This window comes from Paraburkholderia sp. MM5482-R2 (assembly GCF_050436125.1).
GTDB classification, from domain to species: Bacteria; Pseudomonadota; Gammaproteobacteria; order Burkholderiales; family Burkholderiaceae; genus Paraburkholderia; species Paraburkholderia tuberum.
This window is the reverse complement of record NZ_JBNDLP010000003.1, coordinates 2,355,757-2,369,874: the sequence shown is the minus strand read 5'-3', so window position 1 is coordinate 2,369,874 and position 14,118 is coordinate 2,355,757. Positions and strand designations below refer to the sequence as shown.

Sequence of the window (14,118 nt, the reverse complement as noted above, 5' to 3'; positions counted from 1 at the left end):
CGATCGTTCGCGTACGCTTCAAGCATCAGAAACCATATGGAGACGATGCCATGGCCTTGCAAATCGACGACCTGCCGGCAGCCATCCGTCAAGCGAAGCGCGAACTGCGCGCGATGCTGCCGAACTACCGCGACGTGTTCGCCGACGTCGAAGCGGCGATGACGAAGGAGGCGGAGCGAATCGCGACGCTGCGTGAGCGCGGCGAGCCGGTCATTCCGGAAATCCAGTTCGCCGACATCGTGGCGAACCGGGTCACCGACGAGCAGATCGCGCTCGTCAAAGCTCGCGGCGCCTGTGTGATCCGCAAGGTGTTCGGCCGGTCGCTCGTCGAGCAATGGGATCAGGACATCGCCGACTACGTCGAGCGCAACGACCTCGACGCAAAGCTGCAGAATCGCGCGGAAGACAAGTACTTTGGGCAGCTCGCCTCGAGCAAGCCGCAAATCTACGGTGTGTACTGGTCGAAACCGCAGGTGCTCGCGCGGCAATCGACCGAGCTCACGCAGGCCCGCGTGTTCCTGAACCGGCTGTGGCGCACCGAAAGCGAAGGGCGCGTGCATTTCGATCCGAACCATGTGCCGGTGTATGCGGACCGCCTGCGCCGTCGGCCGCCCGGATCGGAATCGCTCGGGTTGTCGGCGCATTGCGACGGCGGTTCGGTGGAGCGCTGGATCGAGCCGAACTTCCGCAAGGTCTATCGCCATGTGTTCTCGGGCCACTGGCGCGACTACGATCCGTTCGACGCCGCGTGGCGAACCGAAGTCGAGGAGATCGCATCGCCGGCCGTCTGCTCGATGTTCCGCACGTTTCAAGGCTGGACCGCGCTGACGCCGCAGGGTCCCGGCGACGGCACGCTGCAGTTGGTGCCAATGGCGAACTCGATGGTCTACATCCTGTTGCGCGCGCTTCAGGATGATGTCGCCGAAGACGATCTGTGCGGAGCGCTGCCGGGGCGCGCGCTGTCGATCAAGTCCGACTATCACGCGCCGCTGTTTCATGCGCTGTCGTCGATTCCGCTGATGCAGGCGGGCGACACCGTGTTCTGGCATAGCGACGTCATTCACGCGGTCGAGGACGCGCATCGCGGCAACGGCTATAGCAACGTGATGTATATCGCTTCGCTGCCGGGCTGCGCGAAGAACGATGCGTATCTGAAGCGGCAACTGCCGGGCTTTCTCGAAGGCAGGAGCCCGCCGGATTTTCCGGCCGATCATTTCGAAGTCGATTTCGTCGGCCGCGCGACGCCAGACGATCTCACCGAGCTTGGCCGTGCGCAAATGGGCTTCGACTTGTGACTGGAACGGGCATGGCCGCGTCTGGATCGGGAGCGGAACTTGCTGCCGCTTCAGCATGGCAACGACCTAAGGAGGACCGGCCATGGCAACCACACCGAACAAGGACGAAAACCCGATCCGCCCGGATCAGTCCGACGTCGTGCAGACGGATCTGCCCGACCTCGGCCCATCGCAGGACCCGGATGAGCCGCCGCTCGATCCCGACATCGACCCCGATAGCGAGGACGACAAGCCATAGACGAGCGCATTCGCCCGATAAAAAAAGAATCGAAGTGAAATGCGGGCGTTTCTGATAACCGCGGCAGTTCCCACATGGCAGAATTGGCGCGCGAGTTCGGTTTTGCCATGAGTGCCGCGCATAGCGACTTCAACGGAGACGGAGGTTTGCCGGAGCGATGCGCTCCGTGACAGCCTCGCTGACGGGGCGTCTCCGCGCGCACAAAAAGATGCACGCGAGCGACACGCGTGTCCCTGAGCCGCTACAACTGACTCTCGATCGCGGCTTTATCGATGACCGACCAGACTTGCTGGATCTTGCCGTCACCAAACTCGTAGAAGACGTTCTCGGAAAACTCCACCCGTTTTCCTTGCACGGGAAGCCCAAGTAACATGCCGATGGGTGTGCAGTCAAAATGCAATCGGCTTGCGATATGTGGCGGCTCGCAAACCAGCATCTGAATCTCGAAGCGCAGGTCGGGAATGTCGCGGAAGTCTCTTTCCAGCATCTCGCGATAGCCCGACAAACCGATTCGTTGGCCGTTGTACTTCACGTCTTCGCCAACGAAGTCTCGCAGCTTTGACCAGTCCTGCGTGTTCAGGCAGGCGATATAGCCGCGGTAGAGTTCCGACAGATTGAATTCGCTCATCGCAATCGTCTTCCATGCTTCAGTGGATAAGCCGATTGTCGGCGATCCGAGACTTTGCGTTGCACGGCTGCCAGGAATTTTCGTCGGAAGCCGCAACTATCCGTTGCAGTCGAATACCCTCGATGCGCGCCGCATCACCCTCGCGCGCATGCCAGAAAGCCCTCCAGACAAACCCGGATTGCTGCGCCGATTTCCCCGCTGCTATCGTTCGCTGGACAGTGTGGAAGCGCTTCCATTTAAGCGTTCACAGTAAGTCCGGACGCCAGCGCCTTGAGCTCCACCACACCCGGTTCAACGATCTCATCGGCAGGAGAGAATCCGTGGTAAACGACGCATCCGCAGTCATCGACGCCGCCCGTCCAACCGCTCACCGCGAACCGCATTCCGATCCATTCACACCGCCTGCCGATTCGTCGCTGTGGCGCCAGGATTTCCTGCTCGGCGCGGCCACCGCGTCGTATCAGATCGAAGGCGCGGTCAACGAAGACGGCCGCCTGCCGTCGATCTGGGACACGTTCTCGGCCACACCGGGCAAGGTGTTGGCCGGCGACACCGGCGCCGTCGCGTGCGATCACTATCATCGCTGGGAACAGGACGTCGACCTGCTCGCGGGCCTCGGCCTCGAAGCGTACCGTCTGTCGACCGCATGGCCGCGTGTGATGGACGAAAACGGCACGCCGAACCGCAAGGGGATCGACTTCTACAAGCGCCTGCTCGGACGGCTCAAAGAGAAGAACATCACGACTTTCGTCACGCTTTATCACTGGGACCTGCCTCAGCATCTCGAGGATCGCGGCGGCTGGCTCAATCGCGAAACCGCGTACCGTTTCGTCGATTACGCGGATCTGATGAGCCGCGAGCTGCACGGCCTCGTCGATGCGTGGGCGACGCTCAACGAGCCGTGGTGTTCGGCGTACCTCGGGTACGGCAACGGCCATCACGCGCCGGGACTCTCGAACCTGCGTTTCGCCGCGCAGGCCATGCATCATCTGCTGCTCGCGCACGGTCTCGCGATTCCGGTGCTGCGCGCGAACGATCCGCGCTCGCACAAGGGCATCGTCGCGAATGTCGGGCGCGGCACGCCGAATAGCGACAGCGCCGCCGACCGTCGCGCGGCCGAGCTGTTCGAAGTTCAGCACAACGCGTGGATTCTCGATCCGCTATTGAAGGGCGAGTATCCGCAAGACCTGTTCGAGTTGTGGCCGGGCAGCGAGCCGCTCGTGCTCGAAGGCGACATGCAGACGATCAATACGCCGCTCGATTTTCTCGGCATCAACTATTATTTCCGCACCAACGTGGCGAGCGACGGTGGGCACGGTTTCAAGGAGGTGCCGCTCGAGGGTGTCGAGCGCACGCAGATGGGCTGGGAGGTTTACCCTGACGGTCTTCGCGATCTGTTGACCGGTTTCAGGAATACCTATGCCAATCTGCCGCCGATCTACATCACCGAGAACGGCATGGCATCGGACGACAAGGTGATCGACGGCCGCGTCGAGGACACGCAGCGCATCTCGTTCCTGAGGCGCCATCTCGCCGCGGTCGATCAGGCGATCAAGGCGGGCGTCGACGTGCGCGGCTATTTCCTGTGGTCGCTGATGGACAACTTCGAGTGGGCTTTCGGCTATGAGCGGCGCTTCGGCATCGTGCACGTCGACTACCAAACGCAGAAGCGTACGGTCAAGCGCAGCGCGGAGCTGGTGTCGAAATTCCTCGAAGATCGCAACGCGCAAGCGCAATAAACACAATTAAAACGACGCAGCAACGATGTAAAGCCGGGTGGAGCTGATTGGTATTTCGACTTGACACACGGGCACTGAGCCTGGAGGAGACGGAATGAACAGCAACAGAATGGTCTTGCGAGGCGTAGTTGCGGCACTGGCGCTGTATGGCGTCGTCGCGCATGCGGAACCGCTCAAGGCTAACGTGATTCACTGGTGGACCTCGGGCGGCGAGTCGGCCGCGATTCGGCAGTTTGCCGTCGCGTACGACAAGGCCGGTGGCCAATGGGTCGACAACGCAGTCGCCGGCGGAGATCAGGCGCGTGCCACCGCGATCAACCGGATCGTCGGCGGCGATCCACCCACCGCCGCCCAGTTCAATACGTCGAAGCAGTTTCACGATCTGATCGACCAGGGACTCCTGAATAACGTCGACGACGTCGCCGCGAAAGAAAACTGGAACGGCATTTTCCCGCAGTCGATTCTCGACAGTATCCGCGTGAAGGGCCATTTCTACGCGGCGCCGGTCGACATTCATATGCCCGCGTGGTTCTTCTACTCGAAGCCGGTGTTCCAGAAAGCGGGCATCGCGAGCGAGCCCAAAAGCTACGACGAATTCATCGCCGATCTCGGCAAGCTGAAGAGCGCGGGCGTGATTCCACTCGCGTTCGGCGGCCAGCCGTGGCAGGAGAAGATCACGTTCGATGCGGTGCTCGCCGATGTGGGTGGCCCGGACCTGTATATGAAGGTCTATCGCGATCACGATCAGAACGCGGTGAACTCCGATGCGTTCAAGAAGGTGCTCGTGTCGTTCAAGCGGCTGCACGATTTCGTCGATCCGGGCTCGCCTGGCCGCAACTGGAACGACGCGACCGCGCTCGTGACTTCGGGCAAGGCCGGCGTTCAGATCATGGGCGACTGGGCGAAGGGCGAGTTCGTCGCGGCGAATCAAACGGCGGGCAAGGACTTCGGCTGCTTCCCGGGCTTCGGTCCGCGTTCGCCGTATCTGGTCGCGGGCGACGTCTTCGTGTTCCCGAAGACCGACAGCGCGTCGGCGATCAAGGCGCAGAATCTGCTCGCCACGGTGATGACCTCGCCGTCCGCGCAGGTCGCGTTCAGCGCGAAGAAGGGCTCGATTCCGATCCGGTCTGACGTCGACGAAAGCAGCCTCGACGTCTGCGCCAAGGAGGGCATCGCGATCATGAAGGACAAGTCGCGCCAGTTGCCGAATCCGGAAATGCTGCTGTCGCCCGATATGCAGGGTGCGCTGACTGACGTCGTGACGAACTTCTGGAACAAGAACGAGTCCGTCGACGACGCGCAGAAAGCGTTCGCCAGCGCGTTGAAGGGCTAGGCCTCGCCGTGCACGCGCTCAAGCTGCCAGCCGGGGGTCCGAAACCACAGGGCAAGTCGCACCCCAAACCGCGAAACAAGCCGCTGAACCGGCGGTTTTCGATCGCGGTCTGGCTGGCCTTGCTGCCGATGCTCCTGACCGTCGTGTTCACGTACCTGGGCACGATGGTCTGGACCGCGCGCGTGTCGCTCAGCAATTCGCACACGTTTCCGTCGAACGACTTCGTGGGCTTCACGCAGTACGTGCGGCTCTTTCACAACGACCGCTGGTTGACGTCGCTGCAGAACATCGTGATCTATGGCGCGTGTTTCATCATCGCGTGCATGGTGATCGGCTTGCTGCTGGCGATCTTTATCGATCAGCGCGTGGTCGCGGAAGGCGCGTTGCGCACGGTGTTTCTGTATCCGTACGCGATGTCGTTCGTCGCGACCGGGCTCGTGTGGCAATGGATCCTGAATCCCGCGCTCGGTGCGCAGCAGGTGCTGCGCAATCTCGGCTTCGCGCATGCGCGCTTCGACTGGATCGTCGATCAGGACTGGGTCATCTACACGATCGTGATCGCGACCGTGTGGCAGGCTTCGGGCCTTGTGATGGCGCTGTTGCTCGCGGGCCTGCGCGGCATCGACGAAGAGTTGTGGAAAGCCGCGCGCGTCGACGGCATTCCACGCTGGCGCGTGTACGCGAGCATCGTGGTGCCGATGCTCGGACCGTCGATCTCGACCGCGTTCGTGCTGCTGTTCGTGATGGTCGTGAAGCTGTACGACGCGGTCGTCGCGATGACGCAGGGCGGCCCCGGCACCGCGAGCGAAGTGCCGGCCAAATTCATCATGGACTATCTGTTCGGGCGCGCTAACATCGGCCTTGCGTCGGCCGCATCGATCGTGCTGCTCGCGACGGTGCTGGCGGTTCTCGCGCCGTTCTTCTATGCACGCAGCCGTGCGGCGCTGCGCGGGGAGAGAGGATGAACACGCTTGATTCCACGCTCAAAGGCGGCATGCCGCATCGCGCGCGCACGCGGCCCCGCCGCTCGGCGTTCTCGCCGGCGCGGCTCGGCATCTACGCGTTTCTGCTCACCGCGGCGGTGTTCTTTCTGCTGCCGCTCTACGTGATGCTGGTCACGTCGGTCAAACCGATGAGCGAGATCCGCCTCGGCAATCTGCTCGGCTTGCCAATGCATTTCACGCTCGACGCGTGGAGCGCCGCATGGCAGTCGGCTTGCACCGGGCTCGATTGCAACGGCATTCGCGTCGGCTTCTGGAACTCGGTGCGTATCGTCGTGCCAAGCACGGTGCTGTCGATCATGGTCGGCGCGGTGAATGGCTACGCGCTGTCGTTCTGGCGGCCGCGCGGCGCGGGTCTGCTGTTCGGCGTGCTGCTCGTCGGCGCGTTCATTCCAGTGCAGGTAATGATCTATCCGCTCGTGCGCGTGCTCGCGAGCGTGCATCTGTTCAGCTCGCTGCCGGGCATCGTGCTGATCCATACGATGTTCGGCATGCCGGTGATGACGCTGCTGTTCCGCAACTACTACGCGTCGATTCCGCAGGAGCTGTTCAAGGCCGCGCGCATCGACGGCGGTAGCTTCTGGCGCATCTTCTTTCAACTGATGCTGCCGATGTCGACGCCGATCATCGTCGTCGCGCTGATCATGCAGGTCACGAACATCTGGAACGACTTCATTCTGGGCCTCGTGTTCGCTGGCACGAAGAATCTGCCGATGACGGTGCAGTTGAACAACATCATCAACACGACGACCGGCGAGCGGCTCTACAACGTCAATATGGCGGCGACGATCCTGACGTCGCTGGTGCCGCTCGCGGTTTATTTCATTTCGGGCCGCTGGTTCGTGCGCGGCATTGCGTCGGGCGCCGTCAAGGGGTAGGGCATGGCAAACATGGCTAATACGATCGATGCGGCCGGCGTGCCGGGTGCAAGCGCTGACGTTGACTCCGACGCCGCGGCGCTCACGCATCCCGCCAATGTGGCGGTCCGCAATCTGACGATTCGCCTCGGTTCGAACACGGTGATCGAGAACCTCGATCTCGACGTGCTCGCCGGTGAGTTCGTCGTGCTGCTGGGGCCGTCGGGTTGCGGCAAGTCCACGCTGTTGCACAGCATCGCGGGATTGATCGACGTCAGCGACGGCAGCATCGAGATCGCCGGCGAAGACATGACGTGGGCCGATCCGAAGGATCGCCGCATCGCGCTGGTGTTCCAGTCGTACGCGTTGTATCCGACCATGAGCGTCGAGCGCAACCTGTCGTTCGCGCTGCGCATCAACGGCACGCCGAAGGCGGAAATCGCGCGGCGTGTCGCCCGCGCGTCGGAGATGCTGCAACTGGGGCCGCTGCTCAAGCGCAAGCCGTCGCAGTTGTCGGGCGGACAGCGGCAGCGCGTCGCGATCGGCCGCGCGATCGTGCGCGAGGCCGACGTGTTCCTGTTCGACGAGCCGCTGTCGAACCTCGACGCGAAGCTGCGCACCGAACTGCGCCGCGAACTGAAGCAGCTGCATCACAGCCTGGGCGCGACGATGATCTACGTGACGCACGACCAGGTCGAGGCGATGACGCTCGCGACGCGCATGGCCGTGATGCGCGGCGGCGTGATCCAGCAGTTCGGCACGCCGGCGGAGGTCTATGCGCGGCCGAACAATCTGTTCGTGGCGACCTTCCTCGGCTCGCCGGCGATGAATCTGCTGAGGGGCACGCTCGAGACGCGCGACGGTGCGCTTCACTTTTGCACTGGGCAGGTGCGGATCGACGTGTCGGCGTACGCGTTCAAGGGGGCGCCCGCGCAGGGCGTGCGCTGCGTGCTCGGCGTGCGTGCCGAAGACGTGCATATCACGGAAGGCGCCAGCGAGCGCGCGAAAGTTTCGCTAATGGAGCCGATGGGCAACCACCGCGTGATCTGGCTCGACTATCATGGCGAACAGATCGCGTCGATCGATCAGACCAAAGCGCCGATTGCGGAGGATGACACCGTGGCGTTCTCGTTCGACGCCGCGCATGTCTCGCTATTCGACGAAGCGAGCGGCGCGCGCTTATAACGCCGCGGCGCGTCACGCGCGAAGCGGCTCGTCGAGACAGGCTTGATGGAGAACCGCGTGGCAACACTCAAGGACGTCGCGGAACTGGCCGGCGTGGGCATGTCGACCGCCTCACGAGCCATTTCCGGCAAGGGACCGATTTCCGCCGATGCCGCGGCGCGCGTGAAGGCGGCGATCGAGGCGCTGAATTTCCGCCCGTCGTCGATCGGCAGGGCGATGGCGACGCAGCAGCTCGGCATCATCGGCATCTTCGTGCCGACCTTCTTTGGTTCCTACTACGGCACGATCCTGAAGCAGACCGACACCGAGCTGCGCGCGGTGGGGCGCCATGTCGTGGTCGCGACCGGTTGCGGCGAGGTGTCGCCGCGCGAGCAGGCGATCGAGGCAGTGCGCTTTTTGATCGGCCGCGATTGCGATGGCGTGGTCGTGATCAGCCACGATCTGCACGACGAAGACCTGATCATGCTGCATGGCATGCATCCGAAGATGGTGTTCCTGAATCGCGCGTTCGAGCAGTTGCCCGAGGCGTCGTTCAGCGCTGATCATCGGCGCGGCGGCGAACTCGCGGCGCGCACGCTGCTCGATCACGGGCATCGCGACATCGCGGTCATTTCCGGGCCCGCTACCGCATCGGACAACGTGATGCGGATCGACGGCTTTTTCGCCGAGCTCGCGCGAGCCGGCATTGCGCGCGACGACGTCACGCTGATCGAATCCGACTTTTCGCCCGAAGGCGGCTACGCGGCCGCCCAGAAGCTGCTCGAGACGCAGCGGCGCGTGACCGGCCTGTTCTGCGCGAACGACACGATGGCGGTCAGCGTGCTCGCGCGCTTTCACCAGGCGGGCATTTCGGTGCCGCACGACATCTCCGTGATCAGCTACGACGACGACTACTCGGCCGCCTACGCGGCGCCCGGGCTCACGTCGGTGCATATTCCAACCGGGGAACTTACGCAAAACGCGGTGCGCTGGCTCATCAACCAGTGTTACGGCACCACCTGGGAGATCGTGCGCGAGTTTCCGCTCAGCGTGACGATGCGCGAATCGGTCGGGCCAGCGCCGATGCCGAAGAAAAATACGCGCGGCGCAAAGCGGTAGAAGGGTTTGCCTAATCGTGGCGCTGTGATGCCTGGCGCGCGCACGCGCGCCGTGGCGGCCTATTCGCGTTTTCACTTGCGTATCGACGATCTCTTTAAGGCTCCCGTAATCCTTCGCAATAGTGCTTTGCGGTTTTCCCTCATTAAACTTACTTCAAATTTCTTTACACTTCCCGGTAACAAGTTGTTACGGGGTGAGTGTGATGTTGGCCATCTTTCTGATCGCCTGTCCGATCTGCATCGCTGCGCTGTTCGGTTTCGCGCGCCATGTGGACCCGCAGACAGGGCAATTCAAACGGTAGATCTTCTTCGCGCGTTTTTTTCCGCGGCTGCGCCGTGGAGATTTTCGCTTTGCGATTAACGTCCGTTAGTTTGTTGTGCGCTTGAAAGGAGCAATCGTTTGCGTTCTTTCGGTTTGCTTTCTCGTTTTCGTCAATAGCCCGTTCTCCCTTCCATAAGTCTTGCCTTGGCGCGCCGGTTCGCGGCACGATGCGCGATTACTTTCGTTTTAGGTCAGCATCGCGTATGCAAGATTCTCTGCAAAAAATGGCGGCGCGTGCCAGCGTGCTGAAGGGCGTTCTTCCTTTGAGCCGGATTGCGGCGGCGCGCGATGCGCTGGCCGGTGTGCAGCTTGCGTCGATGGATATTCCGCAGGTCCTCGGCTATGCGCGCATTGCCGGCATGCCGGCCGTCACCGGGCTCTACACGGTGTTCCTGCCGCTCGTCGCGTTCGCGTTCTTCGGTGCCTCGCGGCATCTGGTCGTCGCCGCCGATTCGGCCACCGCGACGATCTTCGCGAGTCGTCTTTCGACGATGGCGCCCGCGTCGAGCGCCGAGTATGCGGCGCTCGCGGCGATGGTCGCATTGCTGACGGCCGCGTTGCTGCTCGTCGCGCGCATCTTCAAGCTCGGCTTTCTCGCCGATTTCCTGTCGCGTACGGTGCTGGTCGGCTTTCTTGCGGGCGTCGGCGTGCAGGTCGGCATCGCGATGCTCGGCGACATGCTCGGCGTGGCCGGACATGCGGCGAGCAGCGTGAAACAACTGCTGCTCGTCGTGAGCGACGCCGCGCAGATCAATCGGCCGACACTGGCGATCTCGCTGCTCGTGGTGACCGCGATTCTCGTCTGCAAACGTTTCTGGCCGCGTCTGCCGGTGCCGTTGGTCGCGGTCGTCGCGGGCATTGCCGCGAGCGATGTGTTCGGATTCGCCGCGCACGGCATCTCCATCCTCGGACCGGTGGAGGGCGGATTGCCGCCGCTGCGGATTCCGTCGGTGACGTGGCAGCAGATGCTCGATCTCGTGCCGGTCGCGGCGTCGTGCTTCGTGATGATCGTCGCGCAAAGCGCCGCGGCGAGCCGGGTGTTCGCCGACCGCTATCACGAGCCGGTCGATATCAACGCAGACCTGCTCGGCATCGCGGCCGCCAACGCGGCGGCGGCGTTTTCCGGCGCGTTCGTCGTCAACGGCAGCCTGACGCAGACCGCGATGGCCGATCGCGCCGGCACGCGCAGCCAGTTCGCGCAGCTCGTGTTCGCGGCGGTCGTGGTGGTCGTGCTGCTATTTTTCAGCCGCTATCTGCAGTATCTGCCGCACTGCATTCTCGCGAGCATCGTGTTTACGATCGCGGTCGGCCTGGTCAATCTGCAGTCGCTCTTTTCGATTCGCCGCGAAAGTCCCGGCGAATTCGCGCTGGCTTTGTTCACGGCGGCGGCGGTCGTGCTGATCGGCGTCGAGCACGGCATTCTGGTCGCCGTCGCGCTGTCGTTGCTGCGTCACGTGCGACACAGCTACCGCCCCCACACGATGATGCTCGCGCCCAACGGCGACGGCATGTGGGTGCCGGTGCCGGCGGTGCCCGGCGTGGAGACCGCGCCTGGGTTGATCGTCTATCGTTTCGGCGCCGATCTGTTCTACGCGAACGATCATTTTTTCGTCGACGATACGCGCCGCCTGATCGATCACGCACCGAACGCCGTGCGCTGGTTCGTCGTCGATGCGAGCGCGATTACGGATGTCGATTATTCGGCGGCGCGCTCGGTGGGCGAGTTGTGCTCGGCGCTCAAGCGCAATGGGATCGAGGTGGTCTTTGCGCGGGTGAATCGCTATTTGCGCTCGGATATGGATCGGCATGGAATCACGCCGATCGTCGAGGAGCGCTGTATTTTCGGCACGCTGCATGAGGCGCTGAGCATGGCGGGAGTGGAGAATCCGCATGAGCGGGTTAAGGGGGCGCCATAACGGGCCGCCCTGGCTTCGCACTGAGGCGGCGCATGCCGCGAACACCGCCTCGGACGGGCAAATTGCTAGCAAACGTTGTCTGCGCCTCATTTGTTGTCGCTTGCCTCAATTATTCTGACGTTCCGCTTGACTGTCAGATATCGATTACAAGAACATGAACGGCTTCGATTCGACCATCGAAACATATCTGTCCAGCATACACTTCGGTCATTTCGCGACTGCAATGCTGGCCTTCATTTTGTGTGTCGAACTCGTCGCGCAGTTCGAAGAACTGCGTGCTCTGGCGTTCGGCGTGTTCAAACATCTATGACCCGCGCGGAGCGCCACGGCGCATGCCGATATTCTTGAGGTTCGCCCTGGCGCCGCCTTTCAGTGAGCTGAGATTAGCGAGCACACTCTATTGCCATCTCATGCAATATTCTGTCTAATGAATTCAGAATAAAACGGCCGATTTATTCGGCTCGCTGACTTAGTCGACGGGGTTCACTTCATGTACTCTCTGCTGCCGCTCAAGGCCCAGGTGCGCCGTCACGCGCGAACGCTCGCCAGGTATTTTCCAGCTCCATTTTCACGCGACGAATCAAGCAGTGTCGACATCCTCGGTGTCATGACCCCCGGGCTGCTGAACGGGAACACCCTGCTGAACCTCAACTACGGCGAAGTGGACCACTTCACCGGCAAAACCCGCGCGACGGGCACCTTATTCGTCGCAATTGGCGACGACTTCGTGCGCGTCGCCACTTCGGTCAAAAGGCAAACCGGCGAGCGGGCCGTGGGCACGGTACTCGACCGCTCGCATCCCGGCTATCGGATGCTGCGCGGCGGGCGACCCTACACCGGTTACGCGACGCTATTCGGCAAGCAATACATGACACGGTACGAGCCGATCCGGGACAGTTCTGGCGAGATAATCGGCGCGCTGTATGTCGGCCTCGACGTCAGTGAGGTGTGGAACCTGTCGATCGGAGCCAGACTCGCGCTGCTTACGCTGGCCGCCAATACCGTACTTCTGCTGGCCTATGGTCGGCTGCTGGAGGCCGTGATCCCCCCCGACCGATCGAGCCCGGGAGCGGCATTGCCCGCTTTCCTGCAAACCGGGGTGATCGGCTTCGGGCTACTCGGCGCGCTGCTGGTCAGCGCGCTGGTCTTCGTGACGACCCGGCGCGGTCTCGGCATGCAACTGCTCGAAGCGAAGGCCGCCGCCGAAAAACTCGCGGCCGGCGATTTGACCGCGCAAGTTCATGTCAGCCGGCGCGACGAACTGGGCCAGTTGATGCAGGCAATGAACGGCATCAGTGTCGGTTTGGCCTCGGTAGTCGGCAACGTCCGACGTGCCTCCGATATGATCGCGCTGGGCGCGCGCGAAATTGCGGCCGGCAACGCGGAGCTTTCGTCCCGCACCGAGGCGCAGGCTGGCTCGCTCGAGGAAACCGCGTCGACGATGGCACAATTGACGGCGATGGTCCGCGCCAATGCCGAACGCGCTTCGCACGCCAACCAACACATCGCCTCGGCCTCCGATCTCGCGGTCAAAGGCGGCACCGTGGTGGGGCATGTGGTGACCACCATGTCGTTGATCCGCGGCAGTTCACACAAGATCGTCGACATCATTAGCATGATCGACTCAATTGCCTTTCAGACCAATATCCTGGCTTTGAACGCGGCCGTCGAGGCAGCACGCGCCGGCGACCAGGGACGCGGCTTTGCGGTCGTCGCCGCCGAGGTGCGCAGCCTGGCCCAACGCAGCGCCATGGCCGCCAAGGAAATCAAGGCGCTGATCACCGACTCGGTCGGCAACGTCAATGCAGGCGGCGAACTGGTCGACCAGGCTGGCCGGGACATGACCGAAATCGTCACGGCTGTCGATAGTGTGGTCACTTTGATGGGTGAGATTACCCACGCGAGCAACGAGCAAAGTACCGGCATCGGCGAAGTCAACCGCGCGATCGGGCAGATGGACGAGATGACCCAGCAGAACGTTGCCCTGGTGGAGCAGGTGGCAGCCGCGGCAGCCAGCATGCAAGAACAGGCGTCCACATTGGAAGATGCCGTGCAGGTATTTCGGCTGGTAGGCGATGGGCAAACTGACATTCGCCCCATACGATGAGCGCTGCGCGCGAGGTGCACGCAGGCGTTTCTCGCACTTTCCTGGACTAGAATGGGTTATTGCCGACGTCGTAGACGTATCTGGTCAGCCCGACGTGCGGGATTCTCGTTGGAGGAATGCCATGCCGACTTACCGGTACAGGTGTGAGAAGTGCGGTGAGATGTTCGAACACGCCGAGCATCTTGCTGAACATGAAAACGCTCATCCGGCTTGCCCAAAGTGCGGAAGCGAGAAGGTTCTGCACACACCCACGCCATTTGTGCCGAAAACCTCCAGAAAGAGCTGAAACCTGTCTGACCGGGCGACGGCAAAATCCGGGCCTTTGCAGCCGTTGCCCATGCTTTCGCGCGGACATTCGTGCGTCGGTTCAGCCCTGCCGGCGGATCTACGCTCGCAGATC

Annotated in this window: 14 protein-coding genes; 13 read left to right on the top strand and 1 reads right to left on the bottom strand. The window is 62.5% G+C overall.

Annotated features, from left to right (window positions below; translation table 11 throughout):
- Nucleotides 1-50 precede the first annotated feature (50 nt).
- Entirely contained in the window at nt 51-1,295 is a 1,245-nt protein-coding gene (locus OKW37_RS32865) for a DUF1479 domain-containing protein (protein WP_429354082.1), read from the top strand.
- Nucleotides 1,296-1,377: 82 nt separating this feature from the next.
- Nucleotides 1,378-1,533 (top strand): hypothetical protein, encoded by a 156-nt coding sequence (locus OKW37_RS32860; RefSeq protein ID WP_184065349.1) that lies wholly within the window; start codon nt 1,378-1,380, stop codon nt 1,531-1,533.
- Nucleotides 1,534-1,774: 241 nt separating this feature from the next.
- On the opposite strand, the gene OKW37_RS32855 is transcribed toward OKW37_RS32860, so the two are convergent.
- Nucleotides 1,775-2,161, bottom strand: a complete 387-nt coding sequence (locus OKW37_RS32855) for an ester cyclase (protein ID WP_187630114.1) — start codon at nt 2,159-2,161, stop codon at nt 1,775-1,777.
- Here OKW37_RS32855 and OKW37_RS32850 point away from each other — a divergent pair.
- The 11 genes from OKW37_RS32850 (at nt 2,148) to OKW37_RS32800 (ending at nt 14,004) form a co-directional block, all read left to right on the top strand.
- On the top strand, nt 2,148-2,414 hold the full coding sequence (locus OKW37_RS32850; protein WP_429403415.1) for a hypothetical protein: 267 nt from the start codon (nt 2,148-2,150) through the stop codon (nt 2,412-2,414). The genes OKW37_RS32855 and OKW37_RS32850 overlap by 14 nt on opposite strands.
- Before the next feature lie 67 nt (nt 2,415-2,481).
- Nucleotides 2,482-3,900, top strand: a complete 1,419-nt coding sequence (locus tag OKW37_RS32845; RefSeq protein ID WP_429403414.1) for a GH1 family beta-glucosidase — start codon at nt 2,482-2,484, stop codon at nt 3,898-3,900.
- Nucleotides 3,901-3,994: 94 nt separating this feature from the next.
- Nucleotides 3,995-5,233 carry an ABC transporter substrate-binding protein gene (locus OKW37_RS32840; protein ID WP_090806416.1) on the top strand — a complete coding sequence of 413 codons (1,239 nt, stop codon included), beginning with the start codon at nt 3,995-3,997 and terminating at the stop codon, nt 5,231-5,233.
- An 8-nt stretch (nt 5,234-5,241) separates the two neighbouring features.
- Nucleotides 5,242-6,198 (top strand): carbohydrate ABC transporter permease, encoded by a 957-nt coding sequence (locus OKW37_RS32835; RefSeq protein WP_429403413.1) that lies wholly within the window; start codon nt 5,242-5,244, stop codon nt 6,196-6,198.
- Nucleotides 6,195-7,112, top strand: a complete 918-nt coding sequence (locus tag OKW37_RS32830; RefSeq protein ID WP_090806412.1) for a carbohydrate ABC transporter permease — start codon at nt 6,195-6,197, stop codon at nt 7,110-7,112. Before OKW37_RS32835 ends, OKW37_RS32830 begins: the two co-directional genes overlap by 4 nt.
- 3 nt (nt 7,113-7,115) lie before the next feature.
- Nucleotides 7,116-8,276, top strand: a complete 1,161-nt coding sequence (locus tag OKW37_RS32825; protein WP_429354079.1) for an ABC transporter ATP-binding protein — start codon at nt 7,116-7,118, stop codon at nt 8,274-8,276.
- A gap of 45 nt (nt 8,277-8,321) precedes the next feature.
- Nucleotides 8,322-9,374, top strand: a complete 1,053-nt coding sequence (locus OKW37_RS32820) for a LacI family DNA-binding transcriptional regulator (protein WP_184065334.1) — start codon at nt 8,322-8,324, stop codon at nt 9,372-9,374.
- A gap of 524 nt (nt 9,375-9,898) precedes the next feature.
- Complete coding sequence (locus OKW37_RS32815) at nt 9,899-11,611, top strand: SulP family inorganic anion transporter (RefSeq protein ID WP_429403411.1); 1,713 nt, start codon at nt 9,899-9,901, stop codon at nt 11,609-11,611.
- A gap of 154 nt (nt 11,612-11,765) precedes the next feature.
- The gene (locus OKW37_RS32810) at nt 11,766-11,921 is read left to right on the top strand and encodes a hypothetical protein (protein WP_429403410.1); all 156 of its coding nucleotides are present in this window, start codon (nt 11,766-11,768) and stop codon (nt 11,919-11,921) included.
- Between the two features lie 180 nt (nt 11,922-12,101).
- Nucleotides 12,102-13,718 (top strand): methyl-accepting chemotaxis protein, encoded by a 1,617-nt coding sequence (locus OKW37_RS32805; RefSeq protein ID WP_429403409.1) that lies wholly within the window; start codon nt 12,102-12,104, stop codon nt 13,716-13,718.
- Nucleotides 13,687-14,004: an FmdB family zinc ribbon protein gene (locus OKW37_RS32800; RefSeq protein ID WP_409259621.1), complete on the top strand. Its 318-nt coding sequence runs from the start codon at nt 13,687-13,689 to the stop codon at nt 14,002-14,004. Before OKW37_RS32805 ends, OKW37_RS32800 begins: the two co-directional genes overlap by 32 nt.
- The last annotated feature ends 114 nt before the right edge of the window (nt 14,005-14,118 follow it).

What these genes read in the sequence shown, in the direction of transcription:
- OKW37_RS32805 (WP_429403409.1), top strand. Translation starts at nt 12,102, where the DNA reads ATGTACTCTCTGCTGCCGCTCAAGGCCCAGGTGCGCCGTCACGCGCGA.
- OKW37_RS32800 (WP_409259621.1), top strand. Translation starts at nt 13,687, where the DNA reads ATGGGCAAACTGACATTCGCCCCATACGATGAGCGCTGCGCGCGAGGT.
- OKW37_RS32865 (WP_429354082.1), top strand. Translation starts at nt 51, where the DNA reads ATGGCCTTGCAAATCGACGACCTGCCGGCAGCCATCCGTCAAGCGAAG.
- OKW37_RS32855 (WP_187630114.1), bottom strand. Translation starts at nt 2,161, where the DNA reads ATGAGCGAATTCAATCTGTCGGAACTCTACCGCGGCTATATCGCCTGC.
- OKW37_RS32820 (WP_184065334.1), top strand. Translation starts at nt 8,322, where the DNA reads ATGGAGAACCGCGTGGCAACACTCAAGGACGTCGCGGAACTGGCCGGC.
- OKW37_RS32830 (WP_090806412.1), top strand. Translation starts at nt 6,195, where the DNA reads ATGAACACGCTTGATTCCACGCTCAAAGGCGGCATGCCGCATCGCGCG.
- OKW37_RS32860 (WP_184065349.1), top strand. Translation starts at nt 1,378, where the DNA reads ATGGCAACCACACCGAACAAGGACGAAAACCCGATCCGCCCGGATCAG.
- OKW37_RS32840 (WP_090806416.1), top strand. Translation starts at nt 3,995, where the DNA reads ATGAACAGCAACAGAATGGTCTTGCGAGGCGTAGTTGCGGCACTGGCG.
- OKW37_RS32825 (WP_429354079.1), top strand. Translation starts at nt 7,116, where the DNA reads ATGGCAAACATGGCTAATACGATCGATGCGGCCGGCGTGCCGGGTGCA.
- OKW37_RS32810 (WP_429403410.1), top strand. Translation starts at nt 11,766, where the DNA reads ATGAACGGCTTCGATTCGACCATCGAAACATATCTGTCCAGCATACAC.
- OKW37_RS32815 (WP_429403411.1), top strand. Translation starts at nt 9,899, where the DNA reads ATGCAAGATTCTCTGCAAAAAATGGCGGCGCGTGCCAGCGTGCTGAAG.